General features: G+C 60.1%; 17 protein-coding genes. 8 read left to right on the top strand and 9 right to left on the bottom strand.

Features of this window, described 5'->3' with window-relative positions; all coding sequences use genetic code 11:
• Positions 1–122: 122 nt before the first annotated feature.
• The 5 genes from colR (at position 123) to ACOI8A_RS07610 (ending at position 3,848) form a co-directional block, all read left to right on the top strand.
• The gene (colR, locus tag ACOI8A_RS07630) at positions 123–806 is read left to right on the top strand and encodes a two-component system response regulator ColR (protein ID WP_420646228.1); all 684 of its coding nucleotides are present in this window, start codon (positions 123–125) and stop codon (positions 804–806) included.
• Entirely contained in the window at positions 796–2,070 is a 1,275-nt protein-coding gene (locus ACOI8A_RS07625) for a sensor histidine kinase (protein ID WP_420646229.1), read from the top strand. The genes colR and ACOI8A_RS07625 overlap by 11 nt, the downstream gene beginning before the upstream one ends.
• 162 nt (positions 2,071–2,232) lie before the next feature.
• Entirely contained in the window at positions 2,233–2,901 is a 669-nt protein-coding gene (locus ACOI8A_RS07620; protein WP_420646675.1) for a class I SAM-dependent methyltransferase, read from the top strand.
• Positions 2,902–2,904: 3 nt separating this feature from the next.
• On the top strand, positions 2,905–3,618 hold the full coding sequence (locus ACOI8A_RS07615) for a lipopolysaccharide kinase InaA family protein (protein WP_420646230.1): 714 nt from the start codon (positions 2,905–2,907) through the stop codon (positions 3,616–3,618).
• Positions 3,619–3,620: 2 nt separating this feature from the next.
• Positions 3,621–3,848 (top strand): hypothetical protein, encoded by a 228-nt coding sequence (locus ACOI8A_RS07610; RefSeq protein ID WP_420646231.1) that lies wholly within the window; start codon positions 3,621–3,623, stop codon positions 3,846–3,848.
• Positions 3,849–3,901: 53 nt separating this feature from the next.
• On the opposite strand, the gene ACOI8A_RS07605 is transcribed toward ACOI8A_RS07610, so the two are convergent.
• The 9 genes from ACOI8A_RS07605 to ACOI8A_RS07565 form a co-directional block, all read right to left on the bottom strand.
• On the bottom strand, positions 3,902–6,928 hold the full coding sequence (locus ACOI8A_RS07605) for a multidrug efflux RND transporter permease subunit (protein WP_420646232.1): 3,027 nt from the start codon (positions 6,926–6,928) through the stop codon (positions 3,902–3,904).
• Positions 6,929–6,941: 13 nt separating this feature from the next.
• Complete coding sequence (locus ACOI8A_RS07600) at positions 6,942–8,090, bottom strand: efflux RND transporter periplasmic adaptor subunit (RefSeq protein ID WP_420646233.1); 1,149 nt, start codon at positions 8,088–8,090, stop codon at positions 6,942–6,944.
• A 190-nt stretch (positions 8,091–8,280) separates the two neighbouring features.
• Entirely contained in the window at positions 8,281–9,381 is a 1,101-nt protein-coding gene (locus tag ACOI8A_RS07595) for a DUF1513 domain-containing protein (protein ID WP_420646234.1), read from the bottom strand.
• Between the two features lie 14 nt (positions 9,382–9,395).
• Positions 9,396–10,460 carry an imelysin family protein gene (locus tag ACOI8A_RS07590; protein ID WP_420646235.1) on the bottom strand — a complete coding sequence of 355 codons (1,065 nt, stop codon included), beginning with the start codon at positions 10,458–10,460 and terminating at the stop codon, positions 9,396–9,398.
• A gap of 27 nt (positions 10,461–10,487) precedes the next feature.
• Positions 10,488–11,915, bottom strand: a complete 1,428-nt coding sequence (locus tag ACOI8A_RS07585) for a di-heme oxidoredictase family protein (RefSeq protein WP_420646236.1) — start codon at positions 11,913–11,915, stop codon at positions 10,488–10,490.
• A gap of 265 nt (positions 11,916–12,180) precedes the next feature.
• On the bottom strand, positions 12,181–13,530 hold the full coding sequence (locus ACOI8A_RS07580) for an imelysin family protein (protein WP_420646237.1): 1,350 nt from the start codon (positions 13,528–13,530) through the stop codon (positions 12,181–12,183).
• Between the two features lie 206 nt (positions 13,531–13,736).
• A complete protein-coding gene (locus tag ACOI8A_RS07575; protein ID WP_420646238.1) occupies positions 13,737–15,788 on the bottom strand; it encodes a putative bifunctional diguanylate cyclase/phosphodiesterase in 2,052 nt (683 codons plus the stop codon).
• Between the two features lie 344 nt (positions 15,789–16,132).
• Positions 16,133–16,729, bottom strand: coding sequence for a superoxide dismutase (locus ACOI8A_RS07570; RefSeq protein WP_420646239.1), 597 nt, complete (start codon positions 16,727–16,729; stop codon positions 16,133–16,135).
• Between the two features lie 176 nt (positions 16,730–16,905).
• The gene (locus ACOI8A_RS07565) at positions 16,906–17,508 is read right to left on the bottom strand and encodes a LysE/ArgO family amino acid transporter (RefSeq protein ID WP_420646240.1); all 603 of its coding nucleotides are present in this window, start codon (positions 17,506–17,508) and stop codon (positions 16,906–16,908) included.
• Positions 17,509–17,604: 96 nt separating this feature from the next.
• Between ACOI8A_RS07565 and ACOI8A_RS07560 the strand changes: the two genes are divergently transcribed.
• The 3 genes from ACOI8A_RS07560 to ACOI8A_RS07550 all read left to right on the top strand — a co-directional run bounded on the left by ACOI8A_RS07560 (position 17,605) and on the right by ACOI8A_RS07550 (position 20,564).
• Positions 17,605–18,504, top strand: coding sequence for a LysR family transcriptional regulator ArgP (locus tag ACOI8A_RS07560; protein ID WP_420646241.1), 900 nt, complete (start codon positions 17,605–17,607; stop codon positions 18,502–18,504).
• Between the two features lie 96 nt (positions 18,505–18,600).
• The gene (locus ACOI8A_RS07555) at positions 18,601–19,593 is read left to right on the top strand and encodes an NAD-dependent epimerase/dehydratase family protein (RefSeq protein ID WP_420646242.1); all 993 of its coding nucleotides are present in this window, start codon (positions 18,601–18,603) and stop codon (positions 19,591–19,593) included.
• A gap of 116 nt (positions 19,594–19,709) precedes the next feature.
• Entirely contained in the window at positions 19,710–20,564 is an 855-nt protein-coding gene (locus ACOI8A_RS07550; protein WP_420646243.1) for an ATPase, read from the top strand.
• Positions 20,565–20,777: the final 213 nt, after the last annotated feature.

Below are 20,777 nucleotides of genomic sequence, written 5' to 3'. Positions count from 1 at the left end.
CGTCAATCCCGGCAATGGCCGTTTTAAAGTTGAATCCGTCTATCCACGCCTAGCTCTGAGCCACACTTGGCCGTAAGCTGCGCGGGCCATGACGGCCGTTACTGTGTACGTAGGAGGTGCCCATGCGAATTCTAGTGGTCGAAGACAACCGCGATATCCTGGCCAATCTGGCCGACTATCTGGGGATGAAGGGCTATACCGTGGATTGCGCCCAGGACGGTCTGTCCGGCCTGCATCTGGCTGCCACCGAGCATTACGACCTGATCGTGCTCGACATCATGCTGCCCGGCATCGATGGCTACACCCTGTGCAAACGCCTGCGCGAAGACGCCCGCCGCGACACGCCGGTGATCATGTTGACCGCTCGTGATCAGCTCGACGACCGTTTGCAGGGTTTCAAGTCCGGGGCCGACGATTACCTGATCAAACCGTTCGCCCTGTCGGAACTGGCGGCTCGGGTCGAGGCGGTGATGCGCCGCGCTCAGGGTGGCGGTCGCCGTGCCCTGCAAGTCGGTGACTTGAGCTACGACCTCGACACCCTCGAAGTGACCCGCGAAGGCAAACTGCTCAAGCTCAACCCGGTCGGCCTCAAGCTGCTGGCGGTGTTGATGCAGAAAAGCCCGCACGTGCTGCGCCGGGAAATTCTCGAAGAAGCGCTGTGGGGCGATGATTGCCCGGACAGCGACAGCCTGCGCAGCCACGTCCACCAATTGCGTCAGGTGATCGACAAACCGTTCGCCAAACCGTTGCTGCACACCGTGCACGGCGTGGGTTACCGCTTGGCCGAGGGCCGTGATGGAGTTTAAGCAGAGCCTTTCCCAACGGATCATCATCGCTTTTGCGCTGATGAGTGCACTGGTGGCGGGCGCCTTCGCCATGGGCATCGTCGCAACCGTGCATCTGGTGGAAGAGAAGCTGATTTCGGCAGGCCTGGGCGGCGACTTGCAGCGCTTGCTGTTGATGGACAACGTCTCGGACTGGAGCCATCGTCCGGAGCCGGATCAGTTGTTCTATTTCAGTGGCGGCCCGGGCGATTTCGAGCTGCCGAAAGATCTGCGCCACCTCGACTCGGGATTCCACGAAGTCTTCCGCGAAAATCTCTCGTATCACGCCATGGTCGAAGTGGTTGACGGCCGGCGTTACGTGCTGCTGCAGGATCAAAGCGATTTCGAAGAACGCGAGCGCGTGCTGTTTGCCGTGGTGCTGGTGGGCTTCGTGCTCAGTCTGGCACTGGCGGTATTTCTCGGCTGGGTGCTCGCGCGCAAAGTGATGGCGCCGGTGGTGCGTCTGGCGCGTCAGGTGCGCCATCGCGATCAACTGCTCGGACTGGCGCCGCCGCTGGCGCCGGATTATGCCGCTGACGAAGTCGGCGAACTGGCGGTGGCGTTCGATGCGACGCTGGGTCGTTTGCGTCAGGCGTTGACCCGCGAACGGCTGTTCACCAGTGATGTGAGCCATGAGTTGCGTACACCGTTGATGGTGCTGGCCAGCTCCTGCGAGCTGCTGCTGGAAAACCCCGGCATCGATCAGCGCGGTCGCGCGCAGGTTGAGCGCATTGCCCGCGCCAGCGAAGAGATGCGCGAACTGGTGCAGACCTTCCTCATGCTGGCTCGCGCGCAACGTGAAGACGCCGGCGCAGCACCTCAGCAAAATCTCACTCATGTGGCTGACAGCTTGCTGTGCCTGTGGCGTGAGCCGATCGAAGCCAAGGGCCTGACCTTGATCTTCGAACCCGGCAATCCGGCAGATACCCGTTACAACGCCACCTTGCTCAACGCGGTAATGGGCAACCTGCTGCGCAATGCCCTGCACTACACCGAGCATGGCTTCATTCGCCTGACGCTCAGTGCCCATGGTTTTGTGGTTGAAGATTCTGGCGTGGGCATTCCGGAAGAGAAACGCGAAGCCATGTTCGAACCCTTCGTGCGCGGAACCGAGAAGCGCGGCGACGGTCTTGGATTGGGTCTGTCACTGGTGCAGCGGATTTGCGAGAACGAAGGATGGAGCGTCAGTCTCGGCACGATGGAACCCAATGGCTGCCGTTTCGAGGTGGATCTCGGCCAGCATTGAGAAGCACTGCCTATCACACGACAGTGCTACCAACCTGAACCAATCCTGTATAACCTTGAAATAGTTTGCCGGTTTACCTGACATTTTTTTCACAAAGGGATGACCTGACGCTGACAAGCCCATCCCTAAGGTGAGGCCATCAGTATTTCAGGAGCCCTGATGATGGCCGGCCCGATCAAACTCGATTTTTCCGAAAAGTACGACGACAACCATGCGCAGAAATATTTGCGCAAGCATCAGGACGGTCTCGGCCGTCGTTTGTCCAACTGGCGCGATCAGCAAGTGGCCCGCAAGGCGCTGACACTGGCTGGCGAGCCGGGACTGGTGCTCGATCTGCCGTGTGGCGCGGGACGCTTCTGGCCGATGCTGGCGGAAAAGCAGAATCGCGTGATCATCGGAGCGGACAACTCCGAGTCGATGATCAAGATCGCGATGCAGGCGCAACCGGCCGATGTGGTGAAAAGGGTACAACCCTTGCACACGTCGGCATTCGACATTGCTTTGCCGGATAACGCGGTCGACAGCATTTTCTGCATGCGACTGCTGCATCACATCGGCGAGGCCGAGCACCGCCGGGCGATTTTGCGCGAGTTCGCCCGTGTGACCCGTGACAGCGTGATCATTTCGCTGTGGGTGGATGGCAATTTCAAGGCCTGGAAACGCAAACGCTCCGAGCAAAAACGCGGGCAAGTGGGTTACCAGAATAGATTTGTGTTACCGGCTGCAACGGTTGAAAAGGAATTTGAAGAGGCGGGATTCCGTATCCAGGAACAACTGGACTTCATTCCGCTCTATGCCATGTGGCGGGTTTACGTATTACGCAAGAGGTAGTAAATGGCAGTGCAATTTGCAGCAGAAAATTCAGTCGCTCCCCAGGAAGGCTTTGACTACTACTGGAACCAGCGCGGTGAGTGGGTTGAAGAACCCAATGTGCGGCGCGGCGGTGAAAGCGGAGTACAGCGGGTGGTGGGGCGTGACGGGCAACTGCTGTATGCCAAGCGTCAGACCGGACATATCTATCGCAGCTGGCTGCACCCGTTCGGACGCCCGACCGTATTGCGTGAACTGGATGCGCTGACCGGCGTTTCGCGACTGGGTGTGCGCGTGCCGGAGATCGTTTTCTGTGGCGCGCAGCCTGATCCGCAACACACCTGGCGTGCGCTGCTGGTGACCAAGTCGCTGGACGGTTTTCAAGAACTCGAATTGTGGAAGGCCGCCGGCGGTCGCGAACAGTATGGCGAAGCCGTCTATGAGCGCGTGCTCAAAGACCTGGCGGACAATCTGGCGCGCATGCACAAGGGCCGCTGGCAGCACAGCTGCATCTACGTCAAACATGTGTTTGTGCGGGTGACCGGCGAAGGTGAATCGGCCAAAGCTGAAATCGCACTGATCGATTTCGAGAAATGCCGTCAGCGCCTGACCGCCTATCGCGCGGCCTCCCACGACATGAAGCAATTGCGTCGCCACTCGTCGTTCAGCGATGCCGAATGGCAAAAACTCGTCTACTTTTATGAGACGGCGTTTGGCAGCGCTATCAAAGGTTTATAGCGATGAAACTAGAAATTGCTCGAGGTGTGTTTCTGGTAGGAGCCTTGGCAGTTGCATCATTGGCGGTGGCGGCCTGGGAACAGCCACGCATGCAGGTAATCGACGCATCCCCCAGCGATGCCCATTGCCCGATGCCACGGGTGGCGAAAGCTTCCGTGGCGGCACAGCCGGATCATGATTTATTGCTGTTCATGTTCGGACTCACTCAAGGGATGAGGCCACAAAGTTGAATCGATTGAAGCCAAAATGAAAGGCCTCGCAAATGCGAGGCCTTTTTTTGATTTCAGGCTTTGTCGGGTTTGGCCAGCAAGGTGTAAACGCACGGCAAGACAAACAGCGTAAACAACGTGCCGATCGACATCCCGGTGGCAATCACCATCCCGATGTCAAAACGGCTGACCGCCCCCGCACCGCTGGCCAGAATCAGCGGCACCATACCGAAGACCATGGCTGCGGTGGTCATCAGCACTGGCCGCAAACGAATCGCTGCCGCTTCCTCCACCGCCTCACGCGGCGTCAAGCCCTTGTCCTTGCGCAACTGGTTGGCGAACTCGACGATCAGGATCCCGTGCTTGCTGATCAGCCCGATCAACGTCACCAGGCCGACCTGGGTGTAGATGTTCATGCTCGACCAACCGAGGAACAGCGGAATCAGCGCCCCGCAGATCGACAACGGCACGGTCACCAGAATCACCAGCGGGTCGCGGAAACTCTCGAACTGCGCCGCCAGCACCAGGAAAATGATCGCCAGCGCCAGCGCGAACGTGACCCACAGCGCGCTGCCTTCCTGCACGAACTGACGCGAGGCACCGCCGTAGTCGAAGGCGAACCCGGCCGGGGCCTCTTCACGGGCGATCTGCTGCACGGCTTCGATGGCTTCACCCATGCTCACCAGCGGGAACCCGGACAGCTTCGCGGCGTTGAGTTGCTGGAACTGGTTGAGCTGCCTTGGGCGCGCGCGGTCAGTCACGCTGATCAGGGTCGACAGCGGTAACAGTTCGCCCTGGGTGTTTTTCACGTAGTAGTTGTTCAGCCAGTCCGGATTGTCGCGGAAGGCACGCTCGACCTGAGCGATGACTTTGTAGCTGCGACCTTCGATGGTGAAGCGGTTGATCTCGCCCTCGCCGAGCAGGGTCGCAAGCGTCCCGCCCAGATCCTGCATCGACACGCCTATCTGCGCCGCTTTGGCGCGGTCGATATCCACCACGACTTCCGGTTTGTCGAACGCCAGATCGAGGTCGACGAAGGCGAACTTGCCCGATTCCATGGCGCGCTTCTTGATCCGGTCAGCGACTTGCAGCAACAACTCATAGTCGTTGGCGGTGTTGATCACGAACTCGAACGGCAAGCCCTCACCGGTTCCGGGCAGCGAAGGCAGATTGAAGCCGAAAATCTGCAAGCCCGGAATGCTGCCCAGTTTGTCCTGCACCTCGGGGAGGATCTGCATCTGCGTGCGGTCGCGTTCATTCCATGGTTTGAGCAGGAAACCGCCAATACCCGATTGCACGCCGTTATAGCCATTGATCTGGAACGAAGAGTAGTACTCGGGGAATTCCTTGAAGATCTTGATGAACTCGTCGGTGTAAGTGTTCAGATAGTCGAGGTTGGTTGGCTGTGGGGCGCTGGCCATCATGAAAATAATGCCCTGATCTTCGTCCGGCGCCAGTTCCGATTTGGTGAACTTGAGCAGCACCGGAATCAGGCACAGCACGATCACCGCGAACACCAGCACCACCGGCCGCGTATTCAGCGTGCCATGCAGCATGCTCTGATAGCGGCGCTTGAGGCTGTCGAAGAGGCGGTCGAGGCGATGGGCCAGACCGCTGGGGTTTTCTTCATGGCGCAGCAGGAAGGCGCACATCATCGGCGACAGGGTCAGCGCGACGATCCCGGAAATCACCACGGCCCCGGCCAGCGTCAGCGCGAACTCCTTAAACAGCGCCCCGGTCAGCCCGGTGAGGAAACCGATCGGTGCATACACCGCCGCCAGCGTGATAGTCATCGAGACCACCGGCATGGCGATTTCACGCGCGCCTTCAAGCGCAGCGTCCATCGGCGTCTTGCCCTCCTCGATATGTCGGTGGATGTTTTCCACCACCACAATCGCGTCGTCGACCACCAGCCCGATGGCCAGCACCATCGCCAGCAGCGTCAGCAAATTGATCGAGTAACCCATCATCTGCATGAAGAACATCACGCCGATCATCGACAGCGGAATGGTCACCACCGGGATCACCACCGAGCGCAACGCACCGAGGAACAGGAACACCACGACGATCACGATCAGTACCGCTTCGAACAGGGTTTTCACCACTTCGTCGATGGAGGCCTGAATGAACAATGTGGCGTCGTAGGCGATTTCGCTTTTCAGGTTGGGCGGCAGCTGGGATTCCAGCTCCGGCATGATCTTGCGCACTTCCTTGATCACGTCCAGCGGGTTGGCGCCGGGCGTGGCCTTGATCCCGATGTACACCGAAGGCGTGCCGCCGAACGAACTGACCGAGTCGTAGTTCTCGGCGCCCATTTCGACCCGTGCGACATCGCTGAGCAGCACGCGGCTGTCACCGCTGATCTTCAATGGAATCTTGCCGAACGCCTCGGCGGACTTCAGTTCGGTGTTGGCGTTGATGCTGGTGACCACGTACTCGCCTTTGACTTCGCCGGCAGCGGAGAGAAAGTTGTACTGGCGCACTGCGTTGGTCACATCGCTGGCGCTGAGACCGAAACCGGCGAGTTTTACCGGATCGAGCCACAGGCGCATGGCGAATACCTGATTGCCGAGAATCTCCGCTTCGGCCATGCCCGGCAGCGTCGCGAGTTTCGGCTGGATCACTCGCGACAGGTAGTCGGTGATCTGCGGGTTGCTCAGTTCTTTACTGAAGAAGCTGATGTACATCAGCGCCGAGGCGTCGGCCGACTCCTTGCTCAACACCGGATCTTCGGCATCTTGCGGCAGTTTGTTTTTCACCTCGTTGGCCTTGGCCAGCAGTTCGGTGAACAGTCGGTCGCTGTTGGAGCCGATGCGCGCGTAGATTGAAATCACCGAGAAGTTCTGGCGACTGACCGAGGTCATGTAGTCGATGCCCTCGGCACTCGCCAGGCTTTGCTGCATCGGCTGAGTGATGTAGCCCTGAATGGTTTCGGCATTGGCGCCGGGATAAGCCGTGGTCACGATGATCAGGGCGTTTTCCATTTGCGGGTATTGGCGCAGCGGCAACTTGCTCCAGGCCTGGAAACCCAGGAGCACAATCAGCAGGCTGACCACGGTGGCGAGCACCGGGCGGCGGATGAACGGATCAGTAAAAGCCATGAGGATTCCTTGATCAGTCGGCGCGGCGCGGACTGTTCTGCTCGCCGAGGGTCTTGTCGTCGCTGATGGCAATGTGCGCGCCGTTGTCCAGTTTGATCTGGCCAGCCGTCACCACTTGTTCGCCGCTCTGCACGCCCTTGTTGATCATCACCAGGCCATCGCGGCGTTCACCGGTTTCGATGAAACGGCGCTCGGCGATCAGCACCGGTTGACCCTTGTCGTCTTTTTCGAGGCTGCCGTCCTCGGCTTTCTTCTGCGCGACCACGTACAGCGAGTTGCCGTAGAGGGTGTAGGTGATCGCGCTTTCCGGCACCACGATGTGCTGTTGCGGATTCGGTAGCAGCACTTCGAGGCTGGCGAACATTCCCGGCAGTAGCTTGCCGTTGGGGTTGGCCAGTGTGGCGCGCACCAGGATGTTGCGCGTGGTGCTCTCGACAATCGGGTTGATCGCGCTGATGGCTCCAGAGAAGTTCTGGCCGGGGTAGGCCGCGACTGAAATCTGCACCGGTTGGCCGATGGCGAGTTTCGGCACCGATTGCTCGGGCACGTAGAAGTCCGCGTAGAGGCTGCTCAGATCCTGCAGGGTGGCGATTTTGGTGCCGCTGGCCAGGTAGTCGCCGATGTCGACGAGGCGGATGCCGATGGTGCCGCTGAACGGCGCCACGATGCGTTTCTTTGCCAGCGCCGCATTGAGCTGATTGACCGTGGCCTTGTTTTTTTGCAGTTGCGCCGCGAGTCGGTCGAATTCGCCTTTGGAGATGGCGCTGCTGCCGACGAGTTGGCTGCCGCGACCGTAATCCAGTTGCGCGAGGCCGAGGTCAGCCTTGGCGGTTTCCAGGAAGGCTGCTTCGACCGCGCTGTCCAATTGCAGCAAGGGTTGGCCGGCCTTGACCTTCTGTCCGGATTCGAACTTCAGCTCGGTCACGGTGCCGGCGTTCTCCAGGCTCAGATCGACGCCCTGCAATGCCTTGAGCGTGCCGACCGTAGGCAAACGCATCTGCCACGGGCGCTCGGTGGCAGTGGCCACGGCGACGCTGATCGGCGGTTTCGGTTTGGAAAAGCCCTGCACCATCGTATAGATCGAGAAGGCTTTATACCCGGCCAGCACCAGGACAATCAGCAGCACAACACCCAACATGATCAGCATGCGGCGACGCAGCATATTTCCAGTTCCTTGGAGAAAATCAGGCGAGACAGGCGCGAACATTACTCCGAGTACAGTGCGGATTCCAACTGGCAGTTTTTACAGGGCATGAGTAGGCACAAAAAAAGATCGCAGCCTGCGGCAGCTCCTACATGGGAATGTGCTTATTCCTGTAGGAGCTGCCGCAGGCTGCGATCTTTTAAGGCTATTAAGCCATCAAGTGAAGATGGTTGTCCCAGAGCCCCGCCGGCAGTTCCAGCGGTTTGGCCAGCAGTTCATCCTGGCGGCAATCGTAGTAACGGCAACGGCCCTGACCCGAGGTCACGACAAAACCATCCTGCACCGCACCGACGCCTGCGCAGTCCGGCAGCGGTGCATCAAGACGCACTTCGCCGCTGTCCAGATCCCAGATGAAAAAGCGATTACCGCGCGGCGCGGTCAGCGCCACCAGACGCAACTCGCTGTGTACGGCAACGCTGGCGGTGTAATGCCCCATCGACTGCAACTGATGCTCCGGCACCGGGAACGCCACGAATGGCTGACCTGGACGCTTGATCGCCAACAACTCGGAACGCTCATGCGAAGGCCCCATGAACTGCTGACCGGCCACGATGGTGCCATCGCTGGCGATCCCCAGATGACGCACGCTGTTCATCTGCTGGGCGAGGGTTTCCTTGCTCAGCAGAGTGCCGTCGCGCTGCATCAGCACCAGGCTCGGTTCCATGGCGTTGAGATTCATATCCACGCGGCTTTCGGCCTCGGTGCGAATTCCGCCGTTGGCCACCACCAGCGTCTCGCCGTCGGGCATCCACGACACCTGATGCGGGCCGAGGCCGTGGGTGGAAATCTCGCCGCTGTGCACCAGTCGCTCGCCTTCGAATTTGTACACCCCGAGCAGGCCACGGCCGGCATCGGAGGTGTCGTTTTCGGTGGCGTACAAATAATCGCCGCTGTGGTGAATCACTGCGTGGCCGTAGAAGTGCCGGTTCGGCTGCGAGGCCACGGTTTGCAGCAACGTGCCGTCTCGCAGATCGATCAGATAGCTCTCGGTGCCGGGGCGCCGGGCCACGAACAACGCAATCGGCAGCGTCGGGTGGTTGATGATGTCGTGGCAGCGCTGGCCGACCTGGGTGGCGAACACCCGCGTGCCGTCCAGCCGATAACCGACGGCGTAGTGCTTGCCATCGGTGTCATCGCGAGCCGAGAGCAACAGCGGGCTCTGATCCCTGCGTTTGAACAGCGTCCAGCCGCCCAGTGTCACTGCTCCCAGCAGCAAACTACCTAAAGTCAGAGCCTGGCGTCGCAGCATGGCACTTGCCCTCATCAGTCACCGTCGTTGGCGTTGAAGCCCAGTTGGATGCCCAGCGCCTTGGCCAGTTCGCCTTCGTGCAGGCGGTGGACGACGTTCAGGCTGTCGTAGATGTCGTTGAGTTGCTGGCGACCGGCGTCGTCTTCGAGCATTTCGCCGAGCGAACGCTGAGTGCTGTCGAACAGCTTCAGCGAGGCCGCGTAAGCCGCATCGATCTTGTCCGCCAACGGTTTTTGCTCGGCCGGCAGTAAGCCGCGCAGGCCTTTGTTGTCGACGCCTTCCCAAACGGTTTTGGCCGCTGCGAGGCTGGCTTCCAGCGCCGTCAGGGACGACTGGCTGCGCCAGGCATCGGCCTGGAACGGCTGCGGCACGCCTTTGCTCTGGCGACCCATTGGCGTGCCGAGTTTTTTCTTCAGGGTGTCGAGCGCGGTGACCTGCACCCGCAGCAGATCGGCGATCGCTTCGTGGGAGTCGGCGTAGCGCTGATTGGGGAACTTGCTCATCTGCGCGAGCATGCCGTCGGTGTTGTTCCAGCTGTTGAGGATTTCTTCAGCGAGCTGTTTCTGGCGTTCGCCGATGGCCACCAGCAGCGGGCAGTATTTGGCTTTCTGCGCGTCATTGGCCACGTCTGGCTTGGCGTCGAACAGAATGTATTCGTATGCCGACAGGCCTTGCACTACAACGCTGGACTTGGCCAGCGCGGCGGCATCGATTTGCGGCTGGGCGATCACCAGTTGCTCGACCTGACGGCCGACGAGGTTTTTCTTGTCCGGCCAGAACTGCACCTGCCACGAACGGTTGCCCTCGGCCAGCGGACCGATCAGCAGCGGTTGCAACTCGGCCCAGGCTTTCTGCGCGTGCAGGAAGTCGGCGCGGGCGGTTTCCAGGGTTTCTTTGCCCTGGCAGTAGGCGAGGGCGCTGACCGCCAGTTGCTTGTCGGCTTCAACCCAACGGGTGTAGGTCGGCAGGATCACCGACTTGGCGATCGCCGCCGAAGTGACCGCTTGCGGATCCTGCGGCGAGCAGGCACCCAGCGCGAGGGCGGCGAGGCTAGTGAACAACAGCTTGGGACGGAACATGTCGGGCTCCCGAATCTTGATCTGTGTTTAAAGGGAATTCAAAAACGCCAGCAGCGCGGCACGCTGCTCGGCATTGAAAGACAAAACCTGTTGCTGCGCCGCGCTCGCTTCGCCGCCATGCCAGAGCACGGCTTCGAGCAAATTGCGGGCGCGGCCGTCATGCAAAAACTGGGTGTGGCCACTGACCGTCTGCGTCAGGCCGATGCCCCACAGCGGCGGCGTGCGCCACTCGCGGCCGGAGGCCTGGAATTCAGTGCGGTTGTCGGCCAGACCTTCGCCCATGTCGTGCAGCAGCAGATCGCTGTAAGGGCGGATGACCTGATTGGCCAACTCGGGTTCGGCGGCGTTGGCATCCGTGGTGTATTTCGGCGTGTGACAGGACTGGCAACCGGCCTGGAAAAACAGATTCTTGCCGGCCAGCACCTGTGGCTCGTTAACACCACGGCGTGCCGGCACAGCGAGGTTGCGGCTGTAAAACAGCACCAGACGCAGGATGTTGTCGCTGACTTCCGGTTCGCCATTCGGACCGTTGCCGTTCGGTGACTGTTTGCAGGCAGTTTGCGCGTCGGTGCAGTCATCGACGGGTCTGAGGCTGGTGGTCAGGCCCATATCACCGGAAAACGCGTGAACATTCTGTTGATTGAGATTCGGCTGTCCGGCCTTCCAGCCAAAACGGCCGACTACGGTTTTCTGCTGCGCGTCATCCCAGACCTGATTCGGCCGGCCTTTTATGCCGTTGTGCTGTTTGGCCTGCTTGGCGGCATTGGCGAGGATCGCTGCTTCCGGGATCGCCTCGAGCAAGCCGAGGCCGATCATCGGCGGGGCGATGCGCGCCGAGAAACGTGTGTCCGGGTGCATCGGGCCATAGCCGAGCTGGGTGATCTGCAAGGTCGGTTTACGCAGCTCGACTTCGGTGCCGTCCTTGAAGCGGATCGGCACCGGGGTGTAATCGACCCGTACTTTGCCTTCCGGGGCGACGCCGGGTACTGACATGTCCTGAAACTGCCCGCCGTAAACCGGCTCCGGCACCACGCCCAATTGTTCGATGACCTTGGCGTACTGCGGCGCATCTGGAATCGACAGACGCACCAGCATCGACACGGCGTTGGCCGCATTCGCTGCTGGCGGATGACCGCGACCGTCCTTGATGTGGCAGTTCTGGCAGGCGTTGGTGTTGAACAGCGGGCCAAGACCATCGCGTGCGGTGGTGGTCGACGGCGCGATGACCCACGGGCTGCGAAAGAAGCTGTTGCCGACGCTGAAATCCACCCGACGCGACGGCGGCAGGTTGGCCGAAGGCAGGGAAAACGCGTTCTGATCGCTCTTGCGCACGGTCGCGCCGCCGCCGGACCGGGCTTCACCAGGTTCGGCCTTGGTGAAACGCGGGGCGTCATCGCAGGCACTCAGGCCCAGGGCCAGCAACAGTGCGGACAAGCGAAGAACCGGCGAGGGCATCAGACATCCTGCAAACGGGGCGAAATTTGAGGCGCAAAGTCTAACAGGGCGGGGGAGATTGAATAAGAGGAATTATCGTTTGCTTGATATGAGGCAACCCCTAAACCCCCTGTAGGAGCTGCCGCAGGCTGCGATCTTTTGATCTTGATCTTTAAAAGCAAAGTCAAAAGATCGCAGCCTGCGGCAGCTCCTACAGGGGAATGGGTTTAGCAGCTATGAAAAAAGGCGATCCGAAGATCGCCTTTTTCAGTCAGACACGCTGTGATCAGAACTCGTGATCAGCGCTGTCCGGGTTCAGGTCGCTGATGCCCAGCTTGCCGGCAGCCGCTTCGATCGAACCGGTCTGCTTGACCAAGGAAGCGATCGCATCACGCACGATCTGGTTGCCAGCGGTGTTACCGGCAGCGATCAACTGGTCGTAGTGCTCACCCTTGTTGGCGTGATCGACCATGACCTGGATCTTCGCTTCGGTGGCAGCCAGATCGGCCTTGAGTGCGGTGTCGGCAGCCGGGTCAGCCTTGGCCACCAGCGACGACAGGCTGGCGCCGGTCATTTTAGTGCCGTCAACGCGGGTGTACTCGCCCAGGTACACGTTACGAATGCCTTTGGCATCGTAGAAGTGCGAGTTGTGGGTGTTGTCGCTGAAGCAGTCTTGCTCGTCTTCAGGCGAGTTGGCTTCCAGGGAAACCTTCATGCGCTCGCCCGCCAGTTCACCCAGCGACAGACTGCCCATGCCGAAGAGCATTTTGCGCAGACCGGTTTCGCCCGGCTCGGCTTCCAGCGTGGCGCGGTAGTTGTCAGCCACGTTCGGCTTCCAGTTGCCGACCATTTCTTCCAGATCGCTGACCAGCAGTTCGGTCACGGCTTTCAGGTAGGCACGACGACGGTCGTTGTGACCGCCAGTGGCGCCGGCGCCTTCCAGGTAGTCCGAAGCAGGACGGTTGCCAGCGCCAGGGCCGGTGCCGTTCAGATCCTGGCCCCAAAGCAGGAATTCGATGGCGTGGTAGCCGGTCGCGACGTTGGCTTCGGAACCGCCCAGCTCGTTGAGGCTGGCGAGTTTCTCGGCGGTGATGTCTTTCACGTCAACCTTGTCTTCGCCGACCTGAACTTCGGTGTTGGCGATGATGTTGGCAGTGGCGCCCGGGTTACCCAATGCGTGCTCGTAGGATTTGTCGACGTAGTCGATCAGACCTTCGTCCAGCGGCCAGGCGTTAACCTGACCTTCCCAATCGTCGATGATGGTGTTGCCGAAGCGGAACACTTCGCTCTGCAGGTAAGGAACGCGAGCGGCCACCCAGGCGGCCTTGGCGGCTTTCAGGGTGTCGGCGTTCGGCTTGGCAAGGAACGCGTCGATAGCGGTTTGCAGGGTTTTCGCGGTGGATTCGGCATCGCTGTAAACGGCGAAGACCATGTCGGCGTAATGCGCGACCACAGCCTTGGCAGCGGCTTCGTCGACTTTACCGGCAGCAGCGGCTGGAGCAGGAGCAGCCGGTGCAGTGGTAGTGGCAGCCGGAGTAGGCGCTGGGGCAGCGGCTTTGTCTTTGCCTTCGCCGCAACCGGCGAGGGAAATAGCGATGGCCAGCAGACTGGCGGTGGCCAGAGGCATACGAATCATGGCGAACATCCTGCTTCGGTGATTGATGGACAGGCGCCGGGGGCGCGCAAAACTGCGACATAATGCAAATCTTTCGCATTATGTGTAAAGGGTTGTGGCTGGAAATATTTCTTATTTACACGGATGTTGGTACAGATCAAAAGATTGCAGCCACGTTGCACTCTGTAGGAGCTGTCGAGTGCAACGAGGCTGCGATCTTTTGATCTTTAAAGAATTGCCGCATTCGTGCGCTGCGCCTGCTTGAGGTACGCCGCCAACTCGCGCGCCGGCAGGGGCTTGCTGTAGTGGTAGCCCTGACCTTCGTGGCAGCCTTCGGAGATGATGTAGCTTTCTTGCTCGGCGGTTTCCACGCCCTCGGCAATCACCTGCATGCCGAGGCTCTTGCCCAACTGGATGATGGCGCGAACGATGGTCGCGTCATCGTCGTCATCCAGCAGATCCTGAACGAAGCTCTTGTCGATCTTGATCTTGTCCAGCGGCAGGCTTTTCAGATAGCTCAGCGATGAATAACCGGTGCCGAAGTCGTCGATGGCGATCAACGCGCCGGAGCGACGCAGGCTCAGCAGATGCTGGGCGGCGGTGCTGATGTCTTCCATCAGACCGGTTTCGGTGACTTCCAGCTCCAGACTGCGCGGCGGCAAGCGGTACATCTGCAACAGGTTGTTGACCACCCGCGGCAGCTCGGCGTGGTGCAACTGCACCGTGGACAGGTTGACCGCCATGCGCAGGTCGACGAAACCTTGGTCATGCCATTCGCGCAATTGCTTGCAGGCCTGATCGAGCACCCACTCGCCGATGGCGATGATCGTGCCGTTCTGCTCCGCCAGCGGGATAAACAGATCCGGTGGCACCAGACCGTGTTCCGGATGCTGCCAGCGAATCAGCGCTTCGACCCCGACCACACGGTGATCGCGATAGCTGATTTGCGGTTGGTAAACGAGGAAGAACTGATCGCGCAGCAATGCGTCGCGCAAATCCTTTTCCAGCTCGCGACGGCGGCGCATCTCGCTGTCGACGCTGGCGATGTAGAACTGATAGCGATTGCGCGAACGGCTCTTGGCCAGCGTCATGGTCTGCTCGGCCTTCTGCAACAGCTTCTCGGTGCTGTCGCCGTCCTCCGGAAACAGGGTGATGCCGATGGTCGCGCGCAGGCGGATTTCCTGATCGCCGAGGGCAAATGGCGCTTCGAGGTCATCGAGAATGCTTTGCGCCAGTTCCGCCGCTTCGTAAGGTTGTTCGATATCCGCCTGCACCAGTGCGAACTGGTCGCCACCGAGGCGGGCGAGGGCGCCGAGACGACCACTGTGCGCGCGCAGCCGATCGGCCAGCGCCAGCAGCAATTGGTCGCCGGTCTGGTAGCTGAACTGCTCGTTGATGCCTTTGAAATCGTCGAGACCCACGCACAGCACCGCCACGCGGCGCTGCAGTTTGCCGGCGTCGACCAGAATCTTGTCCAGCTGTTGCTGCAATTGCTGGCGGTTTGGCAGACCGGTGAGGAAGTCGTACTGGGCCATGCGCAGCAGGCTGTTCTCCGCTTCGTGGCGCAGATGGGTGTTGCGTTCGATGGATTCGAGCAATTGATTGGCGGTGTTGATCCAGATGCCCAGCTCGTTTTTCTCGTGACCCTTGAGCTGTGGAATCTTGTGCTCGCTGGGGCGGTCGGGATTGATTTCGGTCAGGTGCTCGATGATCCGCGACAGCGGCTTGGTCAGCAGCCAGTGATACACCAGATACAACACCAGACCCATGGCCAGCGCGCGCAATACGCCGGAAATGAAGATGATCACCGAGCTGACAATAAAGCCTTCGCCGTAAGTGGCGGTGTCGAGGGTGATGCTCAGGTCGCCGTAATACTCGCTGTACGGACCGCGACCGACCAGTTGCGTGGTGAACTTGCGCTCCTGACCGAGGATCAGGTCGGTCAGCCAGCGGCTGTTGGAATGCTGTAACTCCCGTGATTTCTGCGCGAGCATCGCTTCGTTGGGATGGCCGATGGAGGCCTGGCGCACGGCGTCGTCCTGGAACAGGCCTTCAATCACCTGCATACCCATTTCGCGGTCGAGGCTGTAAACCGCCTGAGTCGACGGATCACGGAACATGTCGAGAATGCGTTCGGCGTCACCGGCGACGGCCTGACGGGTTTTATAGGCATCGAAAACGATCTGCGCGCAGCTCAAGACCACGCCGACGATCAATGCCGACAGGAGCACGACCCGGAGCAACTTCACCGACAAGCTGTTCTTGAGTTCCAGCTTCAAAGGGTTATTCCTTGTTCCGTGCGGGTAGCGTCAAGTTGCCATGAGTATTGGCAATCCGGTGGTGGCAGTCAAAGGGACAATCAGGCCCGGGAGCATTTGTCTTTGAGGCTGGCCGAAAGGCGGCTTTCTGGAGTATTTGTCCTATTTGTACTATGTCGGTAGTTTGCGCCCGCAACTTGAGGGCATCGGGATAATTTTTCCTGTGTTTGATGTTAGCCCGCCGTGGCTTGTGAGCAAGGCGCGCAGGTCTGCTTTCACTGTGGGAAAAGTCCGCGCGTCACCGCGCACAAATCGCAGGCACAAAAAACCCGGCAGCAGCCGGGTTCCTTGATCTGGCGCGCAGCTTAAGCGGTGAAGGTTTTGCCTTCGAACTGCTCGGCCACGAACTTCCAGTTGACCAGGTTCCAGAACGCTTCGACATACTTCGGACGAACGTTGCGGTAGTCGATGTAGTAAGCGTGTTCCCAGACGTCGCAGGTCAGCAGCGGGGTGTCGCCGCTGGTCAGCGGGTTGCCGGCGCCGATGGTGCTGGCCAGAGCCAGGGAACCGTCAGCCTTTTTCACCAGCCAGCCCCAGCCGGAACCGAAGGTGCCGATCGAGGTTTTGCTGAACTCTTCCTTGAACTTGTCGAACGAACCGAAAGAAGCGTTGATGGCTTCAGCCAGTGCGCCGGTTGGTTGACCGCCGGCGTTTGGCGCCAGGCAGTTCCAGTAGAAAGTGTGGTTCCAGACCTGAGCGGCGTTGTTGAAGATGCCACCCGAGGAAGATTTGACGATTTCTTCCAGGGTCTTGCCTTCGAACTCGGTGCCTGGCACCAGGTTGTTCAGGTTCACGACGTAGGTGTTGTGGTGCTTGTCGTGGTGGAATTCCAGGGTTTCCTTGGAAATGTGCGGCTGCAGGGCATCGTGTGCGTAGGGCAGCGGCGGCAATTCGAAAGCCATGATGATTCTCCTAATCAGGTCTGTTGCGGTGAGCGCAAGGCCGATCACGGGCGGCCAGAAATGCACCGGCGAGTTTTTACTCTTTGCGGCGCAGGGTTCGGATCATAGCACCGGGGGTGCGGCATAACCACGCAACAACTGTGTGGGATAGAGGTTCCAGAGCAGTTGGGAATAAATCACGCTGCGAAGATCAACTGACCGGCCACCGCAAACATCATCACTGCCACCAACAGATCAAGGATTCGCCAGGTGCTCGGACGTGCCAGCCACGGCGCCAGCCACGCTGCGCCCAATGCCAGGGTGAAAAACCACAACAGCGAAGCACTCGCAGCACCGACAACATAAGCGCCGGGTACCGATTGTTGCGCGCCGAGCGAGCCAATCAACAGCACCGTGTCCAGATAGACGTGCGGATTGAGCAGGGTCACCGCCAGCGCGCTGAGCATCACTGCGCGCAGCGAACGCACGGTCTGATTCTCGCCCTGCTCAAGACTCTGTTGCGAAAACGCCCGACGCAACGCCTGACTGCCGTACCAGATCAAGAACACCGCGCCGCCCCAACGCGCGACCGCGAGTAATGTCGGGTTTTGCGCCAGCACCGTGGCGAGGCCAAATACTCCGGCGGCGACCAGCAGCGCATCGCACACCACGCACAACGCCGCGACTGGCAGGTGATGCTCCCGGCGCAGGCTCTGCGCCAGGACAAAAGCGTTCTGGGTGCCAATCGCCATGATCAGCCCCAAGGCCACCAGCAGGCCGTTCACATAGCTTTGCCACATAAAAGTGATCCTTGATAAAGAGTGCTTGCTGGCTATTCTGCGGTTTGGCGCGGTATAAGAAAAACCAATAGTGCTGATCGCTCATTAGGAAAACTGATGTTCGACTATAAATTACTTTCTGCCTTGGCCGCCGTGGTCGAGCAGGCCGGATTCGAACGGGCCGCGCAGGTGCTTGGGTTGTCGCAATCGGCGATCTCGCAGCGGATCAAACTGCTGGAAGCGCGGGTCGGTCAGCCGGTGCTGGTGCGCGCCACGCCGCCGGCGCCGACCGAGATTGGCCGGCGCCTGCTCAACCATGTGCAGCAGGTGCGTTTGCTCGAACGTGACCTGCAGAGTCTGGTGCCGGCGCTGGATGAGGAGGGCATGCCGGAACGTCTGCGCATTGCGCTGAACGCCGACAGCCTGGCGACTTGGTGGGCCGGCGCCGTGGCGGATTTTTGCGCCGAACAACATCTGTTGCTCGATCTGGTCGTCGAAGACCAGACCGTCGGCCTCAAACGCATGCGTGCCGGCGAAGTTGCCGCGTGTTTGTGCGCGAGCGAACGACCGGTAGCCGGGGCGCGAAGCGTGTTGCTCGGCGCGATGCGCTATCGGGCGCTGGCCAGCCCGGCGTTCATCGAGCGGCATTTCCCCGACGGGGTTCGCGCCGAACAACTGCCGCGCACCCCGGCGCTGGTGTTTGGTCCGGACGATTTCCTGCAGCATCGCTACCTGGCATCCCTCGGGGTCGACGGCGGTTTCGAGCATCACCTGTGCCCGTCGTCCGAAGGTTTTATCCGCCTGATTGAAGCGGGAATTGGCTGGGGACTGGTACCTGAACTGCAAGTGCGCGATCAGTTGCACAGCGGCTCGCTGCGTGAACTGTTGCCAGATAAACCGATCGACGTGCCGTTGTACTGGCATCATTGGCGCAATGGCGGTCAGTTGCTCGGGTTGTTGACCGAGCAATTGTTGCGTTCATCGGCACAATGGCTGGTGCCCTGGAAGCAGCCATAAGCGTCAAGCTGCAAGCGGCAAGTAAAGCGCTTGCACACTGTTTTTAACTTGCAGCTTGAAACTTGAAACTTGCTGCTGCGTTTGTTGGAGCTCTACATGAAAATTCTGGTCACCGGCGCGAGCGGCTTCATTGGCGGACGCTTTGCGCGATTCGCTCTGGAGCAAGGCCTGGACGTGCGGGTCAACGGTCGCCGGGCCGAAGGCGTCGAACATCTGGTGCGCCGTGGTGCGGAATTCGTGCAGGGCGATCTCAGCGATCCTGAACTGGTGCGTGACCTGTGCGCCGATGTCGAAGCCGTGGTGCACTGCGCCGGCGCGGTCGGCTTGTGGGGCCGCTATCAGGACTTTCATCAGGGCAATGTGCAGGTCACGGAAAACGTGGTTGAGGCTTGCCTGAAACAGCGGGTGCGGCGTCTGGTGCATTTGTCGTCGCCGTCGATCTACTTCGACGGCCGTGATCACCTCGGCCTGACCGAAGAGCAAGTGCCCAAGCGCTTCAAGCACCACTACGCCGCGACCAAATATCTGGCCGAGCAGAAAGTCTTCGGCGCCCAGGAATTCGGCCTCGAAACCATCGCCCTGCGCCCGCGCTTCGTGACTGGGGCCGGCGACATGAGCATCTTCCCGCGCCTGCTGAGAATGCAACGCAAGGGCCGTCTGGCGATCATCGGCAACGGTCTGAACAAGGTCGATTTCACCAGCGTGCACAACCTTAATGAGGCCTTGCTCAGCAGCCTGCTGGCGGCCGGTTCCGCGCTGGGCCAGGCCTACAACATCAGCAACGGCAACCCCGTGCCGTTGTGGGATGTGGTCAATTATGTGATGCGCAAAATGGAAGTCCCACAGGTCACCAAGTACCGTTCCTACGGACTGGCGTACAGCGCGGCGGCGATCAATGAAGGCGTGTGCAAGCTCTGGCCCGGTCGTCCCGAGCCGACCCTGTCGCGCCTTGGCATGCAAGTCATGAAGAAAAACTTCACCCTCGACATCAGCCGCGCCCGGCACTATCTGGATTACGATCCGAAAGTCAGTCTGTGGACTGCCCTCGATGAATTCTGTGGCTGGTGGAAAGCCCAGGACATACGTTGACACCATCAGTCAGCCGGCAATGAACCGGGTGGCGGGTTGAGGGTCAATGCCTGCGGCGGTTGGGGTTTATACTTCGCCGCAATCTGCCACCACCGTGTTTTACAAAGGTTGCCTCAATGTCCATGCGTAACGATGCCCACGACGATTTCGATGATGTACCGAGCTTGCGTGCCGACCCTCTCGATGACGACGACTTTCCGACCACCGCGCGCACCGCTGTGCACTCGCGCACGCCGCCGGTGGTCAAGGTCAAATCCGCCAGCACCGGGCCTTTGTGGGCGCTGGTCGGTGCGCTGTTCTTCGCTTTCATTGGTCTGGCTTGGTGGAGTTTTCAACAGATCTCGCTGATGGAGCAGCAACTGGTGGCAACCCAGGAAAGCTTCGCGCGGATCAGTGAGGAAGCAGCCGGGCGCTTGCAGGACATTTCCGGCAAGGTCGTGGCCAGTCAAAGCAACGTCAGCAGCGACAGCGAAGCCTTGAAGCTGCAAATCAAGCAACTGCAAAGCGCTCTGCAAGACCAGAGCAAACAGCAGCAGGGCGTAGCGGGGCAGGCAACTGATCTGGACAAGCGCCTGGCGCAGATGACCGCGCAGACCAGCGAGCAGCAGAAAGCCAACAGCGAATTGCAGGCGCAGCTCAAAGCCTTGAGCACTGAGCTTGCGACACTGAAAAGCGCACCGGCCGACACCAGCAAGGTCGACGCTCAGCTCAAAGCCTTTGACGCCCAGTTCAAGAGCCTCGGCGCTGACATCGCTGCGCTGAAAAAACAGGGCAACCCGAGCGCTGCGATTGATCGTCTGGAGCAGGATATCGTCGTGCTCAAAAGCCAGCAGGACAACCGCCCGGCCGCGCCGCAGGGTGGCACCAACACCGCCGAGTTCGACGCGTTCCGTGGCCAGATGACGCGCAACATCAACACACTGCAAGCGCAGATCCAGAACCTGCAACAACAGCTCAACGCCCGGCCGTAACTCATACTCACCCTGAGACGCGCTCCCTTGTGGCGAGGGGATTCATCCCCGTTGGGTGGCGAAGCCGCCCCAATCCAGACAACACGGTTTGACTGATTCATCGCGCTGGATGGATTTGGGGCTGCTCCGCAGCCCAACGGGGATGAATCCCCTCGCCACAAGAACTGTGCAATATCCAGAACCAACCTGAATATCCATACATAGCCCCAGGCC

Source organism: Pseudomonas sp. P4795, from assembly GCF_048822895.1.
Lineage (GTDB): Bacteria > Pseudomonadota > Gammaproteobacteria > Pseudomonadales > Pseudomonadaceae > Aquipseudomonas.
The sequence above is the reverse complement of the archived record's forward strand: the minus strand, read 5'-3'. Positions and strand labels throughout refer to the sequence as shown.

Coding starts and splice junctions, on each gene's coding strand:
- ACOI8A_RS07600 (WP_420646233.1), bottom strand. CDS start 8,090: ATGCTGCGTCGCCGCATGCTGATCATGTTGGGTGTTGTGCTGCTGATT.
- ACOI8A_RS07585 (WP_420646236.1), bottom strand. CDS start 11,915: ATGCCCTCGCCGGTTCTTCGCTTGTCCGCACTGTTGCTGGCCCTGGGC.
- ACOI8A_RS07570 (WP_420646239.1), bottom strand. CDS start 16,729: ATGGCTTTCGAATTGCCGCCGCTGCCCTACGCACACGATGCCCTGCAG.
- ACOI8A_RS07580 (WP_420646237.1), bottom strand. CDS start 13,530: ATGATTCGTATGCCTCTGGCCACCGCCAGTCTGCTGGCCATCGCTATT.
- ACOI8A_RS07620 (WP_420646675.1), top strand. CDS start 2,233: ATGGCCGGCCCGATCAAACTCGATTTTTCCGAAAAGTACGACGACAAC.
- ACOI8A_RS07590 (WP_420646235.1), bottom strand. CDS start 10,460: ATGTTCCGTCCCAAGCTGTTGTTCACTAGCCTCGCCGCCCTCGCGCTG.
- ACOI8A_RS07555 (WP_420646242.1), top strand. CDS start 18,601: ATGAAAATTCTGGTCACCGGCGCGAGCGGCTTCATTGGCGGACGCTTT.
- ACOI8A_RS07595 (WP_420646234.1), bottom strand. CDS start 9,381: ATGCTGCGACGCCAGGCTCTGACTTTAGGTAGTTTGCTGCTGGGAGCA.
- ACOI8A_RS07550 (WP_420646243.1), top strand. CDS start 19,710: ATGTCCATGCGTAACGATGCCCACGACGATTTCGATGATGTACCGAGC.
- colR (WP_420646228.1), top strand. CDS start 123: ATGCGAATTCTAGTGGTCGAAGACAACCGCGATATCCTGGCCAATCTG.
- ACOI8A_RS07610 (WP_420646231.1), top strand. CDS start 3,621: ATGAAACTAGAAATTGCTCGAGGTGTGTTTCTGGTAGGAGCCTTGGCA.
- ACOI8A_RS07565 (WP_420646240.1), bottom strand. CDS start 17,508: ATGTGGCAAAGCTATGTGAACGGCCTGCTGGTGGCCTTGGGGCTGATC.
- ACOI8A_RS07560 (WP_420646241.1), top strand. CDS start 17,605: ATGTTCGACTATAAATTACTTTCTGCCTTGGCCGCCGTGGTCGAGCAG.
- ACOI8A_RS07625 (WP_420646229.1), top strand. CDS start 796: ATGGAGTTTAAGCAGAGCCTTTCCCAACGGATCATCATCGCTTTTGCG.
- ACOI8A_RS07605 (WP_420646232.1), bottom strand. CDS start 6,928: ATGGCTTTTACTGATCCGTTCATCCGCCGCCCGGTGCTCGCCACCGTG.
- ACOI8A_RS07615 (WP_420646230.1), top strand. CDS start 2,905: ATGGCAGTGCAATTTGCAGCAGAAAATTCAGTCGCTCCCCAGGAAGGC.